This is a genomic window from Pseudomonas sp. UMAB-08 (genome assembly GCF_900095225.1).
Classification (GTDB): domain Bacteria; phylum Pseudomonadota; class Gammaproteobacteria; order Pseudomonadales; family Pseudomonadaceae; genus Aquipseudomonas.
This window is the reverse complement of the sequence record NZ_LT607416.1, coordinates 81,063-105,225: the sequence shown is the minus strand read 5'-3', so window position 1 is coordinate 105,225 and position 24,163 is coordinate 81,063. Positions and strand designations below refer to the sequence as shown.

At 59.1% G+C, this 24,163-nt stretch carries 21 protein-coding genes; 17 read left to right on the top strand and 4 right to left on the bottom strand.

Features of this window, described 5'->3' with window-relative positions; genetic code table 11:
- Positions 1–46 precede the first annotated feature (46 nt).
- Together K0F75_RS06050 and edd are read right to left on the bottom strand one after the other, a co-directional pair.
- The gene (locus K0F75_RS06050; protein ID WP_219060958.1) at positions 47–1,003 is read right to left on the bottom strand and encodes a glucokinase; all 957 of its coding nucleotides are present in this window, start codon (positions 1,001–1,003) and stop codon (positions 47–49) included.
- Complete coding sequence (gene edd, locus K0F75_RS06045; RefSeq protein WP_219060957.1) at positions 1,000–2,826, bottom strand: phosphogluconate dehydratase; 1,827 nt, start codon at positions 2,824–2,826, stop codon at positions 1,000–1,002. Before edd ends, K0F75_RS06050 begins: the two co-directional genes overlap by 4 nt.
- A 221-nt stretch (positions 2,827–3,047) precedes the next feature.
- Between edd and gap the strand changes: the two genes are divergently transcribed.
- From gap to K0F75_RS05975, 14 genes are all read left to right on the top strand, one after another.
- Positions 3,048–4,049 carry a type I glyceraldehyde-3-phosphate dehydrogenase gene (gene gap, locus K0F75_RS06040; protein WP_219060956.1) on the top strand — a complete coding sequence of 334 codons (1,002 nt, stop codon included), beginning with the start codon at positions 3,048–3,050 and terminating at the stop codon, positions 4,047–4,049.
- A gap of 75 nt (positions 4,050–4,124) precedes the next feature.
- Positions 4,125–4,541 carry a YbaN family protein gene (locus K0F75_RS06035; RefSeq protein WP_257604266.1) on the top strand — a complete coding sequence of 139 codons (417 nt, stop codon included), beginning with the start codon at positions 4,125–4,127 and terminating at the stop codon, positions 4,539–4,541.
- Positions 4,542–4,704: 163 nt separating this feature from the next.
- Positions 4,705–6,132, top strand: coding sequence for an arginine-ornithine antiporter (gene arcD, locus K0F75_RS06030; protein ID WP_219060954.1), 1,428 nt, complete (start codon positions 4,705–4,707; stop codon positions 6,130–6,132).
- Positions 6,133–6,165: 33 nt separating this feature from the next.
- Positions 6,166–7,422 carry an arginine deiminase gene (arcA, locus tag K0F75_RS06025; RefSeq protein ID WP_219060953.1) on the top strand — a complete coding sequence of 419 codons (1,257 nt, stop codon included), beginning with the start codon at positions 6,166–6,168 and terminating at the stop codon, positions 7,420–7,422.
- A gap of 84 nt (positions 7,423–7,506) precedes the next feature.
- A complete protein-coding gene (locus K0F75_RS06020; protein WP_219060952.1) occupies positions 7,507–8,517 on the top strand; it encodes an ornithine carbamoyltransferase in 1,011 nt (336 codons plus the stop codon).
- Positions 8,518–8,534: 17 nt separating this feature from the next.
- On the top strand, positions 8,535–9,464 hold the full coding sequence (gene arcC / locus K0F75_RS06015; RefSeq protein WP_219060951.1) for a carbamate kinase: 930 nt from the start codon (positions 8,535–8,537) through the stop codon (positions 9,462–9,464).
- Between the two features lie 66 nt (positions 9,465–9,530).
- Positions 9,531–9,884, top strand: coding sequence for a DUF5064 family protein (locus K0F75_RS06010; RefSeq protein ID WP_219060950.1), 354 nt, complete (start codon positions 9,531–9,533; stop codon positions 9,882–9,884).
- A 126-nt stretch (positions 9,885–10,010) separates the two neighbouring features.
- Positions 10,011–11,519 (top strand): sigma-54-dependent transcriptional regulator, encoded by a 1,509-nt coding sequence (locus K0F75_RS06005; protein ID WP_219060949.1) that lies wholly within the window; start codon positions 10,011–10,013, stop codon positions 11,517–11,519.
- Between the two features lie 293 nt (positions 11,520–11,812).
- The gene (gcvH, locus tag K0F75_RS06000; protein WP_219060948.1) at positions 11,813–12,196 is read left to right on the top strand and encodes a glycine cleavage system protein GcvH; all 384 of its coding nucleotides are present in this window, start codon (positions 11,813–11,815) and stop codon (positions 12,194–12,196) included.
- A gap of 9 nt (positions 12,197–12,205) precedes the next feature.
- Complete coding sequence (gcvP, locus tag K0F75_RS05995; RefSeq protein ID WP_219060947.1) at positions 12,206–15,070, top strand: aminomethyl-transferring glycine dehydrogenase; 2,865 nt, start codon at positions 12,206–12,208, stop codon at positions 15,068–15,070.
- Between the two features lie 179 nt (positions 15,071–15,249).
- Positions 15,250–16,626, top strand: a complete 1,377-nt coding sequence (locus K0F75_RS05990) for an L-serine ammonia-lyase (RefSeq protein ID WP_219060946.1) — start codon at positions 15,250–15,252, stop codon at positions 16,624–16,626.
- A gap of 73 nt (positions 16,627–16,699) precedes the next feature.
- Positions 16,700–17,824 carry a glycine cleavage system aminomethyltransferase GcvT gene (gcvT, locus tag K0F75_RS05985; RefSeq protein WP_219060945.1) on the top strand — a complete coding sequence of 375 codons (1,125 nt, stop codon included), beginning with the start codon at positions 16,700–16,702 and terminating at the stop codon, positions 17,822–17,824.
- 406 nt (positions 17,825–18,230) lie between these two features.
- Entirely contained in the window at positions 18,231–18,443 is a 213-nt protein-coding gene (locus K0F75_RS05980) for a cold-shock protein (protein WP_219060944.1), read from the top strand.
- A 98-nt stretch (positions 18,444–18,541) separates the two neighbouring features.
- Positions 18,542–19,030 carry an RDD family protein gene (locus K0F75_RS05975; RefSeq protein ID WP_219060943.1) on the top strand — a complete coding sequence of 163 codons (489 nt, stop codon included), beginning with the start codon at positions 18,542–18,544 and terminating at the stop codon, positions 19,028–19,030.
- A gap of 68 nt (positions 19,031–19,098) precedes the next feature.
- Here the strand turns inward: K0F75_RS05975 and lptG are convergent, their stop codons facing one another.
- Positions 19,099–20,160: an LPS export ABC transporter permease LptG gene (lptG, locus tag K0F75_RS05970; RefSeq protein ID WP_219060942.1), complete on the bottom strand. Its 1,062-nt coding sequence runs from the start codon at positions 20,158–20,160 to the stop codon at positions 19,099–19,101.
- Positions 20,153–21,274, bottom strand: coding sequence for an LPS export ABC transporter permease LptF (gene lptF / locus K0F75_RS05965; RefSeq protein ID WP_219060941.1), 1,122 nt, complete (start codon positions 21,272–21,274; stop codon positions 20,153–20,155). The genes lptG and lptF overlap by 8 nt, the downstream gene beginning before the upstream one ends.
- 339 nt (positions 21,275–21,613) lie before the next feature.
- On the opposite strand from lptF, the gene K0F75_RS05960 reads away from it, so the two are divergent.
- Genes K0F75_RS05960 through K0F75_RS05950 form a run of 3 tightly spaced genes read left to right on the top strand, consistent with a single transcriptional unit; the run spans position 21,614 to position 24,019 of the window.
- Positions 21,614–23,104, top strand: a complete 1,491-nt coding sequence (locus tag K0F75_RS05960; RefSeq protein ID WP_219060940.1) for a leucyl aminopeptidase — start codon at positions 21,614–21,616, stop codon at positions 23,102–23,104.
- Positions 23,105–23,160: 56 nt separating this feature from the next.
- Positions 23,161–23,589 carry a DNA polymerase III subunit chi gene (locus K0F75_RS05955; RefSeq protein ID WP_219060939.1) on the top strand — a complete coding sequence of 143 codons (429 nt, stop codon included), beginning with the start codon at positions 23,161–23,163 and terminating at the stop codon, positions 23,587–23,589.
- Positions 23,590–23,596: 7 nt separating this feature from the next.
- On the top strand, positions 23,597–24,019 hold the full coding sequence (locus tag K0F75_RS05950; RefSeq protein WP_219060938.1) for a DNA polymerase III subunit chi: 423 nt from the start codon (positions 23,597–23,599) through the stop codon (positions 24,017–24,019).
- The last annotated feature ends 144 nt before the right edge of the window (positions 24,020–24,163 follow it).

The following is a 24,163-nucleotide window of genomic DNA, read 5'->3' as shown; positions in this document are numbered from 1 at the left end:
TACACGGTCCCAGACTGCGCCGAACGCAACAGGTTCCAAACAGCCCTCAGCCAAATGCCTGCTGCAATGCCACTCCCGCCCCCATCAAACCGGGGTATTCGGCGGTCACCAGCCACACTGGGATGCCCTTGAAATAATCTTTCATCAAGCCTTTTTCGGCAAAGGACCGGGCAAAACCGCTGGCGATGAAGAAGTCAGTGAAGCGCGGCACGACCCCGCCCACGATATAGACACCGCCACGACCGCCGACGGTCAGCACGTTATTGCCCGCCACCCGTCCCAGCCAGCAACAGAACTGCTCCAGCACCGCCACAGCCACCGGGTCGCCCGCCAGCGCCGCCGAGGTAATGGCGGCCGGTGATTTAAGCGTGGGCTCGATGTTATCCAGCGAACAGCTGACCTTGTACAAGAGCAACAAGCCACTGCCGCTGAGCACGGTTTCGGCACTGACATGCTCGTGTTCAGTCATCAGGCGCGCCCATATCTGCGCTTCGCGTGGGGTGCCGAGCGGCAGATCGACATGCCCGCCCTCCCCCGGCAACGCCATCCAGTGGTTGTCGGCGAGGGGCAGCAAGGTGCCCACGCCAAGCCCGGTGCCAGGACCGATCACCACCCGTGGACGACCTTCCTCGGGGATGCCGTGGCAGACCGTCAGGTACTCATCGTCGCGCAGACGCGTCATGCCCAGCGCCATCGCCGAGAAGTCATTGATCAGCAGCAGGTTATCCAGCTTCAAGTGCGCACAGAACGCCGTGCGACTGATACGCCAGTGGCTGTTGGTGAAGTGAAATTCGTCGCCGCCCACCGGCCCGGCAACCGCCAGACAGATGGAGCCGACTTCGCCCGGGTGCAGGTCCAGGTCTTCGAGATAGACCTCAAGGGCTTTTTCCGGGCTGGCGTAATCGATGGTCGGGAAGACCCGGATCGAATGCAACTGACCGTCTTCCCAGATGGCAAAACGCGCATTGGTGCCGCCAATATCACCGACCAAAGCCAATTTCACTTAAGCGTCTCCAGACCCGACGTAAAGGCACTGGCGCCCTGCTCTGCGGAGCTGAAGGCCATGCGCATGAAGCCAAACAGCTCGCGCCCACAACCGACACCGTTGTCGAGCAGACCAATCGCGGGCTCTCTGGCGGCCAATTCTGCCGGCTCGACCAGCACCTGCAATGTACCTTTAACGCCGTCGACGCGAATGATATCTCCGTCACGAACCAGCGCTAAAGGTCCGCCGTCGAAGGCTTCAGGACAAACATGGATCGCCGCCGGAATCTTCCCGGACGCACCGGACATACGCCCATCAGTGACTAACGCGACTTTGAAACCACGGTCCTGCAGCACGCCAAGGAACGGCGTCATCTTGTGCAGTTCGGGCATGCCATTGGAGCGCGGACCCTGGAAGCGCATCACCGCCACGAAGTCGCGCTCCAGCTTGCCAGCCTTGAATGCGTCGGCCAGGTCCTGTTGATCCTGGAACACCAGCGCCGGGGCTTGTATCACTTGATGTTCAGGCGCCACGGCGGAGACTTTCATCACCCCACGACCGAGGTTGCCTTCCATCACGCGCAAACCGCCTTCAGGCGAGAATGGCCGCGCGACGGGGCGCAGGATGTCTTCATCCAGGCTTTCGATAGGCCCTTCGCGCCAGACCAGCTTGCCGTCTTCGAGGAACGGTTCGCGGGTGTAACGGCTCAAGCCGAAACCGGCGACGGTGTTGACGTTTTCGTGCAGCAGCCCGGCTTCCAGCAGTTCACGGATCAGGAACGACATACCGCCCGCCGCCTGGAAGTGGTTGATGTCAGCCTTGCCGTTCGGATAAACGTGGGTCAGGGTCGGCACCACTTCCGACAGATCAGCCATGTCCTGCCAGGTCAGCTTGATACCGGCCGCCATGGCAATCGCTGGCATGTGCAAGGTGTGGTTGGTCGAGCCGCCCGTGGCGTGCAGGGCAACGATGGAGTTGACCAGCGAGCGCTCGTCGACGATTTCGCCCAGCGGCATGAAGTCGCCGCTTTGCTTGGTCAGACGCGTGACCTGATGCGCCGCTTCGCGGGTCAGGGCATCGCGCAACGGCGTGTACGGATTGACGAAAGAGGCACCCGGCAAGTGCAGGCCCATGACTTCCATCAGCAACTGATTGGTGTTGGCGGTGCCATAGAACGTGCAGGTGCCAGGGCTGTGGTAGGACTTCATCTCCGACTCCAGCAGCTCTTCGCGGCTGGCCTTGCCTTCGGCGTAGCGTTGACGGACGTCGGCTTTTTCCTTGTTAGAGATACCCGACGGCATTGGCCCGCCCGGCACGAACAGCGTTGGCAGGTGACCAAAGCGCAATGCGCCCATCAGCAGGCCCGGCACGATCTTGTCGCAGATACCCAAGCACAACGTGGCGTCGAACATGTTGTGCGACAGCGCGATGGCGGTGGACATGGCGATCACTTCACGGCTGGCGATACCCAACTCCATGCCCGGTTCGCCTTGGGTCACGCCGTCACACATTGCCGGCACACCACCGGCGAACTGGCCGACCGAGCCGATATCGCGCAGGGCCTGTTTGAGTTGGTCCGGGAAATGCTCGTACGGCTGATGCGCCGACAACATGTCGTTGTAAGACGAAACAATGGCCACGTTGGCGGCGTTCATCATCTTCAGGCTTTGCTTGTCTTCGGTGCCGCAGCCTGCGACGCCATGAGCAAAGTTGGCGCATTGCAGCTTGCCGCGCATCGGGCCGTCGCTGGCGGCGCCGTGGATCATTTGCAGATAGCGCTCGCGCGTCGCACGACTACGGGCGATTAGCCGTTCAGTTACCTCAAGAACGCGGGGATGCATGTGATGAACTCCAGGCTTGCGGATAGATGACCCGTTCAGGTGGTTCCAATTATCGACTGTGCGGCCTAGGCTGGGCAAAGGCTTGATGTCGAACATTTGAACCGGACTTACGGGCTACTCGTTGTAGATAAGACAAAATATTGCCATTAAAAAGGCTTGTTTTCTATTTTTATGCGAATAATCTTGTAATTCCAACAACAAATTTAAAAGAGGACGGCTGCATGACGCTTCGTATCGCTATCAATGGCTTTGGCCGCATTGGCCGCAATGTCCTACGTGCACTCTATACCCAAGGCTATCGAGAGGACCTGCAGGTCGTCGCCATTAACGACTTGGGTGACAGCGCGATCAACGCGCACCTGCTGCAATTCGATACCACCCACGGCCATTTTGGCGGCACGGTGGCATTCGACCATGAAAGCCTGACAGTCAACGGTGACCGAATCGCGGTCAGCGCCATCCGTAATCCGGCAGAGCTGCCGTGGAAGGCAGAAAACATTGATGTGGTGTTCGAATGCACCGGCCTGTTCACCGACCGCAACAAAGCCGCTGCGCATATTACTGCCGGCGCGCGCAAAGTGATTGTCTCGGCCCCGTCCAAAGGCGCGGACGCCACCGTGGTTTACGGCGTCAACCACGACATCCTGCGTCAATCGCATCAGATTATTTCCAACGCGTCCTGCACCACCAACTGCCTGGCACCCGTCGCCCAGATTCTGCACCGCGAATGGGGGATTGAAAGCGGTTTGATGACCACCATCCACGCCTACACCAATGACCAGAATCTGACCGACGTGTACCACACCGACCTGTACCGTGCGCGTTCGGCCACCCAGTCGATGATACCGACCAAGACGGGTGCTGCTGAAGCCGTCGGCCTGGTGCTCCCGGAACTGGCAGGCAAACTCAATGGCATGGCTGTTCGCGTTCCGGTGATCAACGTATCGCTGGTGGACCTGACCGTGCAGCTCAAGCGCGAAGCCACGGCTGAAGAGGTCAACGCGATCTTCAAAGAAGCCAGCCAGCACTCGAAAATCCTCGGCTACAACACCCTGCCGCTGGTGTCCCACGACTTCAACCACAACCCGCTGTCGTCGATTTTCGATGCCAACCACACCAAGGCTAACGGCAAGCTGATGAAAGTGCTGGCCTGGTATGACAACGAATGGGCGTTCTCCAACCGCATGCTGGATAACTGCCTGGCGCTGCATAACGCCCGGTAAGCCCGCCTTGCATGAGTGCTTCAAGCCCGGCCAGCCCTGTTAAGCTGGCCGTGTTGTCAAATGGACAGACGCCTCATGACCCTCGAGACCAAGACCGGCACACCGCACAGGTCGATCCTTTCACGCCGTTTGTTTGCCATCCTTGCTTACGTCAGTGTGGGGATCGGCCTGATCGGCATCGTCGTGCCCGGCTTGCCCACCACCGAATTCGTCCTGTTGGCCGCGTGGGCGGCGACTAAAAGTTCGCCACGCCTGAGCGCCTGGCTGGAAAACCATCGCCTATTTGGACCGATTCTGACTAACTGGCGCAACGGGCGTTTGATTACCCGGCGCGCGAAAATCAGCGCCACCCTGAGCATGGTGCTGTGCGCCGGCATCATGCTAATCCTGCTTGAGCATCACTGGCCGGTGTACCTCGCCATCGCCGGCATGAGCCTGGGCAACCTGTGGATCTGGTCGCGGCCCGAGCCCATGAATACAGAAACCCGCTAAACGCTTGCCGCAGGCTGTTGCTGCAATGCGACATTTTCAATCGGAATGCCCATCGCATCGTTAGCCATCACGTTGCATAAGGGGCTCTGTTGACCTACGTCATACTTTGCGTGACTCATGGCACCTACCCTGAGGCATTACTTCTCCCGGATGGAGCTGCGCAATGTCTCAATCTCCCGGCAAGCTTAGACTCGGCGCACTCGTCGCGTTGGTCGTAGGGTCAATGATCGGCGGAGGCATCTTTTCGCTCCCGCAGAACATGGCAGCCAGTGCCGACGTAGGCGCGATTTTAATCGGTTGGGCCATTTCAGCTGTGGGCATGTTGACCTTGGGTTTCGTGTTCCAGACCCTGGCCAACCGCAAGCCCGATCTTGATGGCGGGGTTTACGCCTACGCCAAGGCAGGTTTCGGCGACTACATGGGGTTCTCGTCCGCCTGGGGGTACTGGATCAGTGCATGGTTGGGCAACATTGGTTACTTCGTCCTGCTGTTCAGCACGCTCGGTTATTTCTTCCCTATTTTTGGACAGGGCAACACGCTAGCGGCGATCAGCGGCGCTTCAGTGCTGCTGTGGGCGGTGCACTTTCTGGTGCTGCGCGGGATCAAGGAGGCGGCGTTCATCAATCTGGTGACCACCGTCGCCAAAGTCGTGCCGTTGCTGCTGTTTGTGTTGATCGCCCTCTTCGCGTTCAAGCTGGACATCTTCACTGCTGATATTTGGGGGTTTAAAAACCCGGATCTGGGCAGTGTGCTGAATCAGGTCCGCAACATGATGTTGGTCACCGTCTGGGTGTTCATCGGCATCGAAGGCGCAAGCATCTTTTCCGCCCGTGCCGAGAAACGTTCGGACGTGGGCAAGGCCACCATCATCGGCTTCATCACCGTGCTGTTGTTTCTGGTGCTGGTGAACGTGTTGTCGCTGGGGATCATGACCCAGCCCGAACTGGCCAAATTGCAAAACCCGTCCATGGCCGCCGTGCTTGAACACGTCGTCGGGCATTGGGGGGCAGTGCTGATCAGCGTTGGCCTGGTCATTTCCCTGCTCGGTGCGCTGTTGTCGTGGGTGCTGCTGTGCGCAGAGATCATGTTCGCCGCAGCCAAAGACCGCACCATGCCCGCGTTCCTCAAAAGGGAAAACGCCAACAACGTGCCAGCCAATGCCTTGTGGCTGACCAACGGCCTGGTTCAGGTTTTCCTGATCATCACCCTGTTCTCGGCCAGCACCTACCTGTCACTGATCTACCTCGCCACCTCAATGATTCTGGTGCCCTACCTGTGGTCGGCGGCGTATGCCCTGTTGCTGGCGGTGCGCGGCGAGACCTATGAGAACGCCCTGGCCGAGCGCAAGAAGGACCTGGCTATCAGCGCCGTCGCGCTGATCTATGCGATCTGGCTGATCTACGCCGGCGGCGTGAAGTACCTGCTGCTGTCGGCGCTGCTTTATGCGCCAGGGGTGATCCTGTTTGCCAAGGCAAAACATGAAGCGGGCCAACCTGTTTTCACCAACGTCGAGAAGCTGATCTTTGCCGCAGTGGTCATCGGCGCGTTGATTGCCGCCTATGGTCTCTACGACGGCTTCCTGACCCTGTAACACCCATGCGTACATCATTGGAGGAATACAGATATGTCCACCGATAAAGTCAAACTCGGCGTTCACTCTGAAGTTGGCAAACTTCGAAAAGTCATGGTGTGCTCACCAGGCTTGGCGCATCAGCGCCTGACGCCGACTAACTGCGACGAACTGCTGTTCGATGACGTGCTATGGGTCAGTCAGGCCAAGCGCGATCACTTCGACTTCGTCACTAAAATGCGAGAACGTGGCACTGAAGTGCTGGAAATGCACAATCTGCTGACCGACATCGTCGCGCTTCCAGAGGCGCTGGACTGGATTCTCGAACGCAAGATCTCACCCAATCTGGTGGGTGTTGCTCTGGTCGATGAAGTCGACGCCTGGGTGCGCAGCCTGGAGCCACGCAAGATCGCCGAATTCCTGATTGGCGGCGTGTCGGCTGACGATTTGCCGACCAGCTTCGGCGGCAAGACCATCGAAATGTTCCGCGACTTCCTCGGCCATTCCAGCTTTATTCTGCCCCCGCTACCCAACACCCAGTTCACCCGCGACACTACGTGCTGGATCTACGGTGGGGTAACACTCAACCCCATGCACTGGCCCGCCCGTCGTCAGGAAACCCTGCTGGCCAGCGCCATCTATAAATTCCACACGGACTTCGTCAACGCCGACTTCCAGGTCTGGTACGGTGACCCCGATCTGGATCATGGCAACGCCACCCTTGAAGGCGGCGACGTCATGCCCATCGGCAACGGCGTGGTACTGATCGGCATGGGCGAGCGCACCTCGCACCAGGCCATTGGCCAACTGGCGCAGAACCTGTTCAAGAACAATGCGGTCGAACGGGTCATTGTCGCGGGCTTGCCGAAGTCCCGCTCCGCGATGCACCTGGATACCGTGTTCAGTTTCTGCGACCGCGACCTGGTCACGATTTTCCCGGAAGTGGTCAGCCAGATCGTCGCATTCAGCCTGCGCCCCGATGAAAGCAAGCCGGGCGGCATTGATGTGCGTCGCGAAGAAACCAACTTCCTCGACACCGTAGCCGCTGCGCTCAATCTCAAAACCCTGCGCGTGGTCGAAACCGGTGGTAACAGCTTCGCCGCTGAACGTGAGCAATGGGATGACGGCAACAACGTGGTCGCGCTGGAACCGGGCGTGGTCATAGGCTACGACCGCAACACGTACACCAACACCCTGCTGCGCAAGGCTGGGGTCGAAGTCATTACCATCAGCGCCAGCGAACTCGGCCGGGGTCGCGGCGGTGGTCACTGCATGACCTGCCCGATCCTGCGCGACCCGATCGATTACTGAGTCATCGATCACCCACATGTGCCCTGGCGTGGCTCTATCCCGAGCCCGCCAGGGAGATAACCGAAACCCAAGGAGATCTGAAACATGGCCTTTAACATGCGTAACCGTAGCCTGCTGAGCTTGATGCACCACACCAACCGCGAGCTGCATTACCTGCTCGACCTGTCCCGCGACCTCAAGCGCGCCAAGTACACAGGCACCGAGCAGCAACATCTCAAAGGCAAGAACATCGCGCTGATTTTCGAAAAAACCTCGACCCGCACACGTTGCGCCTTCGAAGTTGCAGCCCACGATCAAGGTGCCCATGTCACCTATATCGACCCGGTGTCGTCGCAAATCGGCCACAAAGAAAGCATGAAAGACACCGCCCGCGTGCTCGGCCGGATGTTCGACGCTATCGAGTACCGTGGCTTTGAACAGGAAATCGTCGAGGAACTGGCTAAATTCGCTGGCGTGCCGGTTTTCAACGGCCTGACCGCCGAATTCCACCCGACGCAAATGATTGCCGACACCCTGACCATGCGCGAGCACAGCGACAAACCGCTGCATGACATCAGCTACGCCTACTTGGGTGACGCGCGCTACAACATGGGTAATTCACTGCTGATGATCGGCGCCAAACTGGGCATGGACGTCCGCATTGGCGCACCCAAGGCCCTGTGGCCGCACGCTGACTTCATTGCCCAGTGCAAAACGTTCGCCGAGGAAAGTGGTGGCCGCATCACCATCACTGAAGACCCGCTGGAAGCAGTCAAGGGCGTGGACTTCATCCATACCGATATCTGGGTCTCCATGGGCGAACCGGTTGAAGCCTGGGACGAGCGCATCGAACAACTGCTGCCGTATCAGGTCAACGCAACGATGATGAAAGCGTCGGGCAACCCTCGGGTGAAGTTCATGCATTGCCTGCCAGCGTTTCACAACAGTGAGACCAAGGTCGGCAAAGACATCGCCAGCCGTTACCCGAATCTGGCCAATGGCGTGGAAGTCACCGAAGAGGTCTTCGAGTCGCCGGCCAACATCGCTTTTGAGCAGGCAGAAAACCGCATGCACACCATCAAGGCAATCCTGGTGTCGGCGCTGGCCGACATCTGACTTTGAGGAAAAACACCATGCGTATCGTCGTTGCATTGGGTGGTAACGCCCTGCTCCGCCGTGGCGAACCGCTGACTGCGGAGAATCAGCGGATGAATATCCGCGTCGCCACCCAACAGATCGCCAAAATCGTCCCCGGCAATGAGCTGGTGGTGGCCCACGGCAATGGCCCGCAAGTGGGCCTGTTGTCCTTGCAGGCATCGGCCTACACCGCCGTGGCGCCTTACCCGCTGGACGTGCTCGGCGCTGAAACCGAAGGCATGATCGGCTATATCATCGAACAGGAGTTGGGCAATCTTCTGCCCATCGAGGTGCCTTTCGCCACTCTGCTGACCCAAGTCGAGGTAGACGGCAACGACCCCGCTTTCCAGCATCCGAGCAAGCCCATCGGCCCGGTCTATTCGAAAGAAGAAGCACAGCGCCTGGCCAAGGAAAAGGGCTGGAGCATCGCCCCGGATGGCGATAAGTTTCGCCGAGTGGTTGCAAGCCCGAAACCCAAACGCATCTTCGAGATCCGCCCGATCAAGTGGTTGCTGGAAAAAGGCAGCATCGTGATCTGTGCCGGTGGCGGCGGTATCCCGACGATGTATGACAAGGACGGCCAGCTGCAAGGTGTCGAAGCCGTGATCGACAAAGACCTGTGCTCGGCCTTGCTGGCGGAGCAACTGGAGAGTGATTTGCTGGTGATTGCCACCGACGTGAACGCCGCGTTTATCGACTGGGGCAAACCCACGCAGAAGGCTATCGCCCAGGCTCACCCTGACGAGATGGAAAAACTGGGCTTTGCCGCAGGTTCGATGGGGCCTAAAGTGCAGGCAGCCTGCACCTTCGCCCGCAATACCGGCAAGGTCGCGGTGATTGGATCACTGGAAGATATTGAAGACATCGTCAACGGTAACGCCGGCACGCGAATCAGCAGTGCCACACCTGGCATTATCTATAAATGAACCTCGGGATAGGCCGCGAGGTCTATCCCGACACTTATCGTTTCGTCCAGCGAAGGAGCAATGCACATGTTCGAACCCGGTCATCTGCACATCACTCGCGTTGCACTGCAACCCACCGATTTCAGCTACGACATCCACATCCGATATGAAGTGCGACAGGCCCCCACGCAAGGCATGGCCATGCACTTTTTCATGGACGGTGTGATCAATGGCGCTGCGTTCAAGGACGAATTCGAACTGCCCAAGGACATGGCCTACAACTTTGCCAGCGAAGCCTTTCACATCGCGGTCAAACACGGCATGCCCAAAGCTGCGGACCTGCGCTCGATGCATGGACAATACGACGCCATGTTCGAACACATCCGGCAACTGCTCGACGCCAAGCCTGGTGATCCGGTGAAGCCAGAACATCTGGAATGAGCCCATGGCCAGGCACGCCTCCCGCAAACTAGCCCGGCAATACCACTGACGCGGACGACCTGACACGCCGTTGACCCATTTGCTGGCATAATTGCTGCCCCCGCGGTCCAGAACCTTTAGTTGCCCATGCGTATTCACGTCTGTTTTATCGACCGCGTTGGTATCACCCAGGAAGTGCTGGCCATTCTGGGTGGACGAAATCTGAATCTGGACGCCGTGGAGATGGTGCCGCCGAACGTTTACATCGATGCCCCGACCCTCAGCCCGCAAGTGCTCGAAGAGTTGAAGGATGCGTTGTTCCGGGTGCGCGGTGTCGAAGCGATCACAGTGGTGGACATCCTTCCCGGTCAGCGTCGCCACTTGCAACTCGATGCCCTGCTCGCCGCCATGACCGACCCGGTGCTGGCCCTGGACAGCGCCGGCCATGTGCTGCTGGCCAACCCGGCACTGATTGCCCTGTGTGGACGTGAACCTGCCGGCGAATCCGTGGCCGAGCTGTTCGCCGACCCCGGCCTGCAAACCGCATTACTGGAAAACGGCTTTCGCCTGCCATTGCGCGAAGTCACGCTCAACGGTGAAGTGTTGCTGCTCGACGCCACCCCGATCACCGACGCAGGCGCGCTGTTGACGCTGTACCAACCGAGCCGGATCGGCGAACGCCTGGCCGCGCTGCACCATGACCATGCCGAAGGTTTCGATGCCTTGTTGGGCGAGTCACCACCGATTCGTACCCTCAAGGCCCGTGCCCTGCGCGTGGCAGCCCTCGATGCGCCACTGCTGATTCAAGGTGAAACAGGAACCGGCAAGGAGTTGGTCGCGCGTGCCTGCCATGCCATCAGTACCCGCAATAGCGCCCCTTTCCTTGCGCTCAACTGCGCGGCACTGCCGGAAAACCTCGCCGAAAGCGAACTCTTCGGTTACGCCCCCGGCGCCTTCACGGGGGCACAACGTGGCGGCAAGCCAGGGCTGATGGAACTGGCCAACCACGGCACGGTATTTCTCGACGAAATCGGCGAAATGTCCCCGTACCTGCAGGCCAAGCTGCTGCGGTTCCTGAATGACGGCAGTTTCCGCCGCGTCGGTGGAGATCGCGAAGTGAAGGTCAACGTGCGGATTCTCAGCGCGACCCATCGCGACCTGGAGAAAATGGTCAGCGAAGGCACCTTCCGCGAAGACCTGTTCTATCGCCTGAACGTACTCAACCTGGAAGTGCCGCCGCTGCGTGATCGCGGGCAGGATATCCTGCTGCTGGCGCGCTATTTCATGGAGCAGGCCTGCGCGCAGATTCAACGACCGATTTGCCGCCTGACGCCGGGCACTTACCCTGCGCTGTTGGGTAATCGCTGGCCGGGTAACGTGCGCCAGTTGCAGAACGTAATCTTCCGCGCGGCGGCTATTTGCGAAAGCACGCTGGTAGACATCGGCGATCTGGACATTGCCGGCACGTCCGTCGCCCGACAAAACGACGGCGAAGTCGACAGCCTCGAACAGGCGGTCGAGGACTTCGAGAAAACCTTGCTGGAAAAGCTCTACATCAGCTACCCCTCCACCCGCCAACTCGCCGCCCGCCTGCAAACCTCCCACACCGCCATCGCCCATCGGTTGCGCAAGTACGGAATTCCGGGGAAAGGCTGAGGTCTCGAACCGATTTTGTTAACCATCTGCAAAATCTGTACTGAAACCACTACAGCGGAACGATTTCGCTACAGCTTCCGGACATCCCCCGTGTGCAAGGCTTTGATCCTGTAAGCCTTTTTTATCGCGCCACAACTGTAGCGATTTCGCTACAGTTACTCATCCCTCACACGTACAACATTCATTTAACTTATTGATTTATAACGACTAAATAATATTGGCCGCAAACTTGCTATGGTCTTTCCTCATGATGCTCATGCACGCCGTGAGCTTTTGCCCCTTGAGGAGTTTTTATGAGCGAGTTGCGATTCACCGTCGACCACGAATGGCTGCGTACCGAAGCGGATGGCAGCGTCACCGTCGGCATTACGCCCTACGCGCAAGAGTCGCTGGGTGATGTGGTGTACGTGCAACTTCCTGAATTGCAGACTTACACGCAACACGCTGAAGCCTCGGTGGTTGAGTCTGTGAAGGCTGCCAGCAGCATCAACATGCCGCTCACTGGCGAAGTGGTCGAAGTCAACGCAGCACTCGAAGCGACGCCTGAACTGGTCAACGAAGACGCACTGGGCGCCGGCTGGTTCTTCCGCTTCATCCCTGAAGACGCCAGCGCCATCGACAGCTTGCTTGATCAAGACGCTTACGACCGCCTGATCCAAGCCAGCGCTGAAGCCTGAGGAGCCGACATGACTGACCGTATCGAATTGAGCACCGCCAACGAGTTTATTGCGCGCCACATCGGCCCGCGCCAGGCTGATGAAAAAGCCATGCTCGCGACCCTGGGTTTCGACTCCCTGGAAGCACTGAGCGCCAGCGTCATCCCGGACAGCATCAAGGACACCAGTGTTCTGGACCTGTCTGCCGGGCAAAGCGAAGCCGATGCCCTGGCGTCGATCAAAGCCATCGCCAGCAAAAACCAACTGTTCAAAACCTACATCGGCCAGGGCTATTACAACTGCCACACCCCGGCACCGATTCTGCGCAACCTGCTGGAAAACCCGGCCTGGTACACCGCTTACACTCCTTATCAGCCAGAGATTTCCCAAGGTCGACTGGAATCGCTGCTGAATTTCCAGACCTTGATCAGCGACCTTACCGGCCTGCCCATCGCCAACGCCTCGTTGCTCGATGAAGCCACTGCCGCCGCCGAGGCCATGACGTTCTGCAAACGCTTGAGCAAGAACAAAAGCAGCCACCTGTTCTTCGCCTCCAGCCATTGCCACCCGCAGACCCTCGATGTACTGCGCACCCGTGCCGAGCCACTGGGCATCACGGTCGTCGTTGCGGATGAAAACCAGCTGAGCGATGTCAGCGAGTATTTCGGTGCCCTGCTGCAATACCCGGCGAGCAACGGTGACCTGTTCGATTACCGCGAACTGGTCGAACGTTTCCACGCCGCTCATGCATTGGTCGCCGTGGCTGCCGACCTGCTGGCCCTGACCTTGCTGACCCCTCCGGGTGAGTTTGGCGCAGACGTGGCGATCGGCAGTGCGCAACGCTTTGGTGTGCCATTGGGCTTTGGCGGGCCACACGCGGCCTACTTCTCGACACGCGATGCGTTCAAACGCGATATGCCAGGCCGTCTGGTCGGTGTTTCCATCGACCGTCATGGCAAGCCCGCCTACCGCTTGGCGATGCAGACCCGCGAGCAACATATCCGTCGCGAAAAGGCCACCAGCAACATCTGCACCGCGCAGGTTCTGTTGGCCAACATTGCCAGCATGTATGCGGTCTATCACGGGCCACGCGGCCTGACGCAAATCGCCAAACGCACGCACCAACTGACTGCGATTTTCGCCGAAGGCTTGAAGCAGTTGGGCTTGAACGTCGATCAGGCATTCTTTTTTGACAGCCTGACCCTGAACACCGGTGCCGATACGGCTGCGTTGCACGTCAAGGCCCGCGCCCAACAGGTCAACCTGCGTGAAATCGATGCTCAGCGCCTTGGCCTGTCGTTCGACGAAACCATCCAACAGGCCGACGTCGAAACCCTGTGGCAGCTGTTCGCCACTAACGGGCAAAGCCTGCCGGACTTCAATGCGTTGGCCAGCAGCGTCGAATCACGCCTGCCTGCTGCGTTGCTGCGCCAGTCAGCGATCCTCAGCCATCCAGTGTTTAACCGTTACCACTCCGAAACCGAGCTGATGCGTTATCTGCGTCGTTTGGCCGACAAGGACCTGGCGCTGGACCGCACCATGATTCCGCTGGGCTCCTGCACCATGAAGCTCAATGCCGCCAGCGAAATGATCCCGATCACCTGGGCCGAGTTTGGCAACCTGCACCCCTTTGCACCCGCCGAGCAAAGCCTGGGCTACCAGCAACTGACCGACGAACTGGAAGCGATGCTCTGCGCCGCGACCGGTTACGACGCCATCTCGCTGCAACCTAACGCTGGTTCTCAGGGCGAATACGCTGGCCTGCTGGCGATCCGTGCTTACCACCAGAGCCGTGGCGATGATCGTCGCGACATCTGCCTGATCCCCTCGTCGGCCCACGGCACCAACCCTGCCACAGCAAACATGGCCGGTATGCGCGTGATCGTGACTGCCTGCGATGCACGCGGCAACGTCGACATCGAAGACCTGCGCGCCAAAGCCATCGAGCACCGCGAACACCTCGCCGCACTGATGATTACCTACCCGTCGACGCACGGCGTGTTCGAAGAAGGCATCCGCGAAATCTGCGGGATCGTCCATGACAACGGCGGCCAGGTGTACATTGATGGTGCCAACATGAACGCCATGGTCGGCCTCTGCGCGCCGGGCAAGTTCGGCGGCGACGTTTCGCACCTGAACCTGCACAAAACCTTCTGCATTCCCCACGGTGGTGGCGGCCCGGGCGTTGGTCCTATCGGCGTCAAATCGCACCTGACCCCGTTCTTGCCGGGTCACGGGACGATGGAACGCAAAACAGGTGCTGTCAGCGCAGCGCCGTTTGGCAGCGCGAGCATTCTGCCGATCACCTGGATGTACATCCGCATGATGGGTGGCGAAGGCCTCAAGCGCGCGTCGCAACTGGCGATCCTCAATGCCAACTACATTTCCCGTCGCCTGGAAGAGCACTACCCCGTGCTGTACACCGGCAGCAACGGTCTTGTCGCCCACGAATGCATCCTCGACCTGCGTCCGCTCAAAGACAGCAGCGGTATCAGCGTCGATGACGTGGCCAAGCGGTTGATCGATTTTGGTTTCCACGCACCGACCATGTCGTTCCCGGTCGCAGGCACCCTGATGATTGAGCCGACCGAAAGCGAATCCAGGGAAGAACTGGACCGCTTCTGCGAAGCCATGATCCGCATCCGCGAAGAAATCCGCGCAGTGGAAAGCGGGGCGCTGGACAAGGATGACAACCCGTTGAAAAACGCGCCGCACACCGCCGCTGAAATCGTCGGCGAATGGACCCATCCGTACAGCCGCGAACAAGCGGTGTACCCGGTAGCCTCGTTGATCGAGAACAAATACTGGCCGCCAGTGGGTCGCGTCGATAACGTGTTTGGCGACCGTAATCTGGTCTGCGCATGCCCGTCCATCGAGAGCTATCAAGACGCCTGATCGAGAGGGGGCTACTGTGCAAAGTAGCCCCACCCTTGCTACGACGCATGACCCTGTAGGAGCGGGCTTGCCCGCGATTACGGCGTATCGGAGACACCACGCCAATCTGATCGCGAGCACGCTCGCTCCCACAAATAAACGCGACCTCCATGTCTATAATAAAAAACCGGAGTGCAATCATGTCGCTGAGCGTGTTTGACCTGTTCAAGATTGGTATCGGCCCCTCCAGTTCGCATACCGTGGGCCCGATGCGGGCTGCTGCCCGGTTCGCCGAAGGGCTGCGCCGTGACGATTTGCTGACGACAACGGCCTGCGTCAAGGTCGAGCTGTATGGTTCGCTGGGCGCTACCGGCAAGGGCCATGGCAGCGACAAGGCCGTGCTGTTGGGCCTGGAAGGCGAACACCCCGACACCGTCGATACCGAAACCATCTCTGCGCGTCTGCAACAGATTCGCGACAGCCAACAGCTGAACCTGTTGGGTGAACACTGCATCGCGTTCGTCGAAAAACAACACCTGGCAATGATCCGCAAACCCTTGGCGTTCCATCCAAACGGCATGATTTTCCGTGCCTTCGATGCCGCCGGGTTGCAGATTCGTAGCCGCGAATATTATTCGGTCGGTGGCGGCTTTGTTGTCGATGAAGACGCCGCCGGCGCTGACAGGATCGTCGAAGACAGCACGCCGCTGACCTATCCGTTCAAAAGCGCCAAGGATTTGCTGGGCCATTGCACGACACATGGCCTGTCTATAAGTCAGGTGATGTTGGCCAACGAAGCCGCCTGGCGCCCGGAAGCGGAAACCCGCAAGGGCCTGCTGAATATCTGGCAGGTCATGCAGGATTGTGTGAAAGCAGGTTGCCGCAATGAAGGCATTTTGCCGGGCGGCTTGAAGGTCAAACGCCGGGCAGCAGCGCTGCATCGCCAGTTGTGCAACAACCCGGAAGCTGCGCTGCGCGATGCGCTGTCAGTGCTCGACTGGGTCAACCTGTACGCCTTGGCGGTCAACGAAGAGAACGCCAACGGCGGCCGGGTCGTCACCGCACCCACTAACGGTGCAGCGGGAATTGTCCCGGCAGTGCTGCATTATTACATGCGTTTTATCTCCGGCGCCAATGAGGACGGTGTTGTGCGCTTTCTGCTCACTGCGGCGGCGATTGGCATTCTGTACAAAGAAAACGCCTCGATCTCTGGCGCCGAAGTTGGCTGTCAGGGCGAAGTCGGCGTGGCCTGCTCAATGGCGGCCGGAGCGTTGTGCGAAGTGTTGGGCGGCAATGTTCAGCAGGTAGAAAACGCCGCCGAAATCGGCATGGAACACAACCTGGGCCTGACGTGCGACCCAATTGGCGGCTTGGTGCAGGTGCCCTGCATCGAGCGCAACGCGATGGGGTCGGTGAAAGCGATCAATGCCGTGCGCATGGCGTTGCGCGGCGATGGTCAGCACTTCGTCTCCCTCGACAAAGTGATCCGCACCATGCGCCAGACCGGTGCCGACATGAAAAGTAAATACAAGGAAACCGCCCGAGGCGGATTGGCCGTGAACATTATCGAGTGCTGAAACAGCCTCATGAAATCGACTGCTTTCGCCCTCCCTACAAAGCGAAAGCCGGAAAAACTCCAAGGAGCCATGAATGTCCACCGAACAGCTGTTAACTACCCCACTGCACGCTTTACACCGCGAACTGGGGGCCCGGATGGTGCCGTTTGCCGGCTACGACATGCCCGTGCAATACCCCGCTGGCGTGCTTAAGGAACACCTGCACACCCGCGCGCATGCCGGTTTGTTCGATGTGTCGCACATGGGCCAGATTCGCCTGACCGGTGCCAACGCCGCCAAAGCCCTGGAAACCCTGGTACCGGTCGACATCATCGACCTGCCCGTGGGCATGCAGCGTTACGCGATGTTCACCAATGAAAGCGGTGGCATTCTCGATGACCTGATGGTCGCCAACATCGGCAACGACGAGTTGATTCTGGTGGTCAACGCAGCCTGTAAGAACCAGGACCTTGCACACTTGCAACAACACCTGGCCGGCCAGTGCGACATCCAGCCTCTGTTCGAAGAGCGCGCCCTGCTGGCCCTGCAAGGTCCGGAAGCGGTGACCGTCCTTGCACGTCTGGCTCCGGAAGTGGCGAACATGACGTTCATGCAGTTTGCCAAAGTGACGTTGCTCGGCGCCGACTGCTATGTCAGCCGCTCCGGCTACACCGGTGAAGACGGTTTTGAGATCTCGGTCCCGGCCGATCAAGCCGACGCATTGGCCCGTCGTTTGTTGGCAGAACCAGAGGTCGCCCCCATCGGTCTCGGTGCCCGCGACTCTCTGCGTCTGGAAGCGGGCCTGTGCCTGTATGGCCACGACATGAACACCGAGACCACACCGGTTGAGGCCAGCCTGTTATGGGCGATCTCCAAGGTTCGACGTGCCGACGGCGCACGTGCCGGTGGCTTCCCTGGCGCGGAACAGATCTTTGCTCAGCAGCAAGCCGGTGTGAGCCGCAAACGTGTCGGCTTGTTGCCGCAGGAACGTACACCGGTCCGTGAAGGCGCAGAAATCGTCGATGCCAACGACAAAACCGTCGGCACGGTCAGCAGCGGCGGATTCGGTCCGACCTTGGGCGGACCGCTGGTCATGGCTTACCTCGACAGCGCTTACACCGCGCTGGACAGTGAAGTCTGGGCCATCGTACGGGGTAAGAAAGTGCTGATGCGGGTCAGCAAAATGCCGTTCGTAGCGCAGCGTTACTTCCGAGGTTAACCGGCGGGGTTAACGGCTGCCGCCAGTAAGCTGGAGGCCCAAAAACAGGGCAACTGGCTGTCATGTAATCGCAATGTATACCGCAGTAAAGTGCGCTGTTAGTCCACGGCGCACTTTGCATATAACCAGGCACGCGGGTAAAAAATTATCAATTTCGCCTGATGAGCAAAACACTCAAAAAGCCCGGAGAGTGCCTGAAACCCACGCCTGAGCAGGGCTTGTTTTTTCTGCCATGGTTGGCGTAGAGTTTCTTAACTGTGTTTGCATGGGTCGCTTGAACCGTGACCTGGGCAGTAGCTCTAAGTATTGCTACATCCCGCTCGACGTTTCTTACTACCTGCAGCCAGTCCAGTACTCTTTCAGGCGAAAGAGGCTGTCATCAATTCAAGGTCCAGGGAATAAGAAAATGTCGAATCGTCAGAGCGGTACCGTCAAGTGGTTTAACGACGAAAAGGGTTTTGGTTTTATCACGCCAGAGAGCGGTCCGGATCTGTTCGTCCATTTCCGCGCTATTCAGGGCAGCGGCTTCAAGAGCCTGAAAGAAGGCCAGAAGGTAACCTTCATCGCAGTGCAAGGCCAAAAAGGCTTGCAGGCTGATGAAGTTCAACCCGAAGCCTAAATAGCGATCAGTAAAAAAGCCTCTGATGCTGACATCAGGGGCTTTTTTATGGCTGGGATTCCGTAAAATGGGTTCTTTTTTGCAAACGAGAGCCCGCCATGTCGAAACACCTGCTGCGCCCACAAGGCGACTTTCCCATTGCAGGCTTGGGCCGCCGCCTTGCGGCGATGTTCTATGACGCCCTGCTGTGCATCGCGCTGCTGATGGTCACCACCTTCGTTTATAAGCTGATCCTGATGGCCTTTATCGGTGAGGCCCAGTTACGCGCGATGTCCGAGTCCGGGGCGCTGGACAGCGACCCGCTGCTTTCAACGATTCTGGTGTTTGTGCTGTTCGGTTTCTTCGCCAAGTTCTGGACCCATTCAGGCCAGACCCTCGGGATGCAGGTGTGGGGCATTCGCGTGCAGAACGCCGACGGCACCGGCATCAGCCTGTGGCAGGCACTGCTGCGCTTCGTGGTCGCCATCGGCTCGTGGCTGTGCCTGGGGCTGGGTTTTATCTGGATGTTGTTCGACAAACAGAAGCGCAACTGGCAGGACATGTACTCCAACAGCCAACTGGTGCAGGTGCCCAAGCGCAAGAAATAGTGGCTCTGGATAAACTCAACGCACGTAAAAAAGCCGACTCGACGTCGGCTTTTTTATCTGTCTTTTTTCTAACCCGCCCGGCGCAACAACCAGACCCCGGCCACGGCACAGATCCCGGAGGGCACCAGCACAGCGAACAGTGGCGAGAATCCGAACACCAGACTCGACGGCCCCAGCAGGTCTTGGGCAATGCGGAAGGTGAACCCGACCAGCACGCCGGTGAACACCCGTTGACCCAAGGTCACCGAGCGCAATGGACCGAAGATGAATGAGATCGCCATCAGTACCAACGCCACCGTGACCAGCGGCTGCAGGACTTTGGTCCAGAACGCCAACCAGTAACGGCCGTTATTCAAACCCTGTTCAGCCAGGTAATGCGCGTAACTCCACAAGCCGGTAATCGACAGCGAATCCGGGGGCAAGACCAGCGTGCTGAGCAGTTGCGGGCTGAGGGACACGTCCCAACGCTCGGACGGGGTATTGACGACTTCAGTACTGTCGGCGTGGAAAACCGTGGTAATGAGCTCTTCCAGCTGCCAATGGTCAGTGTCGAATTTCGCCCGCTTGGCAAAACTTGCGATTTGCATGTGGCGTTCATTGTCGAAACGATAGCGGGTCACGCCGTACAGCACACCGTTGGGTTGCACGGTGTTGATGTGAATGAACTCTTCACCCTGACGGTGCCACACACCGTGCCGGCCACTTTGCGAGTCGCCGCCGCCCTGAGCCAGGGAACGGTTTGACTGAGCCAGGTTTTCAGCGGGCGGCGCGACATACTCACCCAGCAACAAGCCAGCGATCATCAGCACCAGCATTGGCTTCATCACGGCCCAGACAATGCGCCCGATGGACACACCGGCTGCGCGCATGATTGTCAGCTCGCTGCTGCTCGCCAGGCCGCCAAGGCCGACCAGGCAACCAATCAGCGCAGCCATCGGCAACATCTCGTAGATACGGCGTGGCGCAGTCAGCAACACGAAAGAGCCAGCATTGGCCAACGTGTAGGTGTCACTGATCTCGTTCATCTCATCAATGAAGGCAAACAGCGAGGCCAGCCCCAGAATGACCCCGAGCACACCCAGGATCGCGACTAAAACACTCTTGCCGATATAGCGGTCGATTTTAACCACGGGCCACCTCCTGCATGCTGCGGCGACTCGCAAACTTCAATCGCAGGGCTTCCCAGTAAAGCAACAGCAGCCCAATGCCCAGAAACAGCAGATGCACCCACCAAAGGCCAAGGCTCATTGGAATCTTGCCCCGCTCCAGCGCACCGCGAGCAGCAATCAAAATGGTCAGATAAGCCATATACAGAAGAATCGCCGGAAGCAGCTTGAGGAAACGGCCCTGACGCGGGTTGGCCCGGGACAGCGGCACCGCAATCAATGTCACGATAAACACCAGCAAGGGCAGCGCGAGCCGCCACTGCAACTCGGCTTTGTAGCGGGGATTGTCACTGCCGAACAAATCACGGGTCGGAATCGCCTCGCGGTCGGTGACCTCCTCGCTGATCTCGGGCTTGGGCAACAGCGCACCGTACGTGTCGTACTTGATTGCGCGGTAATTGGCCTCGCCAGGATTACCGTCATAGCGATAACCGTTTTCCAGAATCAGATAACGGCGGCCATCAGCCTTGACCTCCTGGCGTCCCTTTTCAGCAACCAGTACCGAGATCCCCGGATCCTTCGCGCCGTTCTGGGACACGCGTTTCTCGGAAATGAACACCCCACCCAGAAGCGCGCGGTCGTCTGACAGTGTCTCTGTGTAGGTGATCCGGGTGCCGTCGCGCAGCGCCTGGAAACGGCCGGGAACCAGTGTGTCGAATTCGGTCAGTGCGTCTTGCTGATTGACGATCATAGAGACCTGCGCAGCCCCTTGCGGCGCCAGCCCCAGGCTCAGCCAGGTGACCAGCAGCGCAACCAGGGTCGCGGGCGCCATGGTCATCCACAGCAAACGTTGCTGGCTCATGCCGGTAGCGGCCAGAACGGTCATCTCGCTTTCCAGATAAAGCCGTCCGTATGCCAGAAGGATGCCCAGGAACAAGCCCAGTGGCAGGATCAGTTGCATGAAGCCGGGCAGACGAAAGCCCATGATCATGAACAACACACCAGGGTCGAGGACACCCGATGCGGCTTGAGCCAGGTATTTGATGAAGCGTCCGCTCATGATGATTACCAACAACACGGCGCTGACCGCGCTCAAGGTAACCAGCACTTCTCGGGACAGATAACGAAAGACGATCAAACCAGACACTCCAGGGTTGTCAGGCGCAGGGGGCCAAACAAAGAAAGCGAATCAGCCACAGTGATAACCGGCTCGCAGAAGCGACCCGCCTAAAAAATATGCGGCATTATCCTGTGATTGAGGGTCCCTGTCACTGCGCCTTCTCTATAGAAGGCTGATACGCTCGATACGACAACGTCAGGACTGTATGTAAACGTATCGCGCGAAGGGTTGTCAGGGTCCGTGCGTCAGGGTCAAACTGCGGGCCTTGTAGCAGGCGTCACAGATTCGAGACACCTCTCTGTGGCCGCGCATGTCACTTATTCTACGAAAACTCACAGTTTATTCGGGGACCCCGACATGGAATTTGTTGTAAAGAGCGTTAGTCCAGAAACCTTGAAAACCGCCACGCTGGTAGTCGCAGTCACTGAAGACCGCACCCTCAGCGACGCAGCAACAAAGCTCGACACCCTCAGCGGCGGCGCGATTACTGCGGCGCTGAAACGTGGCGACCTGCCTGGTAAAGTCGGCCAAAGCCTGCTGCTGCACACCCTGCCCAACCTCAAAGCCGAACGCGTGCTGTTGGTCGGCGTGGGTAAAGAAGCCGAATTGTCTGACCGTCAGTTCCGCAAAGTCGTCACCGGCGCGCTAAACGTGCTTAAAGGCCTGGGCGGCAGCGATGCGGTCATTGCCCTCGGCGATCTTGCGGTCAAGAATCGCGACACCTACGGCAAAGTACGCCTGCTGGTAGAGACCCTGGCCGATGGCGAATATGTGTTCGACCGTTTCAAAAGCCAGAAAGCAGAGCCGCGCGCCCTGAAGAAAATCACCTTGCTGACCAGCAAGGCAGCACTGGCTGACACCGAGCGCGCCGCCACTCACGCCGCCGCTATCGCCACTGGCATGGCCTTCACCCGCGACCTGGGCAATCTGCCGCCCAACGTCTGCCACCCAAGCTACCTGGCCGAAGAAGCGAAAGCGCTGGGCAAGGAACACAAGCATCTCAAAGTCGACATCCTCGATGAGAAGAAGCTCAAGGAACTGGGCATGGGCGCTTTCCTGGCTGTAGCCCAGGGCAGCGAACAACCGCCCCGCCTGATCGTGATGAATTATCAGGGCGGCAAGAAGAGCGACCAGCCGCATGTGCTGGTCGGCAAGGGCGTCACCTTCGACACCGGCGGCATCAGCATCAAGCCTGCCGCAGGTATGGACGAAATGAAGTACGACATGTGCGGTGCCGCCAGCGTGTTCGGCACCCTGCGCGCCGTGCTTGAGCTGAAACTGCCAATCAACCTGGTGTGCCTGCTGGCCTGCGCCGAGAACATGCCAGGCGGCAACGCCACTCGTCCGGGCGATATTGTCAGCACCATGAGCGGTCAGACCGTCGAGATCCTCAACACCGACGCCGAAGGCCGTCTGGTGCTGTGCGACACCCTGACCTACGCCGAACGCTTCAAACCACAAGCGGTGATCGACATCGCCACCCTGACCGGCGCCTGTGTCGTCGCATTGGGCGGTCACACCTCCGGGCTGATGGGCAACAACGATGCGCTGATCGGACAACTGCTCGACGCTGGCAAAAAGGCTGACGACCGCGCCTGGCAATTGCCATTGTTCGAGGAGTACCAAGAGCAACTTGACAGCCCGTTCGCCGACATTGCCAACATTGGCGGCCCTAAAGGCGGCTCGATCACCGCAGGCTGCTTCTTGTCACGCTTTGCCAAAGCCTACAACTGGGCCCACCTGGACATCGCGGGCACTGCATGGCTGAGCGGCGGCAAGGACAAGGGCGCGACTGGCCGCCCGGTTCCGCTGCTGACTCAATACCTGCTCGACCGCGCTGGCGCATAAAACGCTTGAGGGCGTATCGGCCGTCTGGCTGATACGCCCTGCGCTCTGGAACTGACATGACTCAAGTCGATTTTTATATCCTGCCCAGCGCTGACCCGCTGGCACGCCTGGACTTCGCCTGCAAGCTCAGCGAAAAGGCCTGGCGTCTGGGCCATCGGGTGTACATCCATTGCAGCGATGCCGCCCAACGCGACGACCTCGACGCCAGGCTGTGGCGCTTCAAGGGCGAAAGCTTCGTGCCCCATGGCGCGGCGGAAGACGATCAGGACGCGCCCGTCGTTTTAGGCCTGGGCGATGACCCTGGGCACCATCAGGATCTGCTGGTCAATCTGGACCTGCGCATCCCCGAATTTTTCAAGCGCTTTGCCCGCGTGGCGGAAGTCGTGGTAGAAGACCCGGCGATTCGTCAGGCCGCACGAGAGAGCTTCCGCTTCTATCGTGAACAGGGCTATCCTCTGCAAGATCACCGGCTACAGCGTCTCTGAGCACACGATGGATACTCAAAAACCCCTGAAAGACTCCGCGCATCTGCTGGATGACCTCGAGTCGATCCGCCAATTGCTCGGCGATGACTCCCTGCAGCCGCCGTTGTTGACCGACTCGGTCACCAGCGACGTACAGATTCCGCTACTGTTCAACGTGGTGGGCGCTCAGGCGACGGCACACACCGACGCGGATGACACCGATGTCGAAGAGGCGGACATTCCGACCCTGACGCCAGAACCTCCGGCGGCACAACCCGAACCTGTCAGCGCCAACCCGGATCGCCTGTTGCACCTGGAAAGCGAATTGCGCGCCGCTGCGCAATTGATCATGCAAGACGTTATCGACGACTTCGCCCCGCACATAGAAACCGAAATCAAACGCCGCCTTGATGCGCGGATGGAACGGTTGTTAAGTCAATATCAGAGCTGAGCAACTGTTTACCCGTGCAGGAGCGGGCTTGCCCGCGCCTGCACACCTCATGAACCAGCACTTTTATCCCGCTGGTGATCGCCTCGCTCTACGCCCCGCTGTTCATCCCCGTTATACTTGTCGGCTTTCCTGAATTAATGCCTA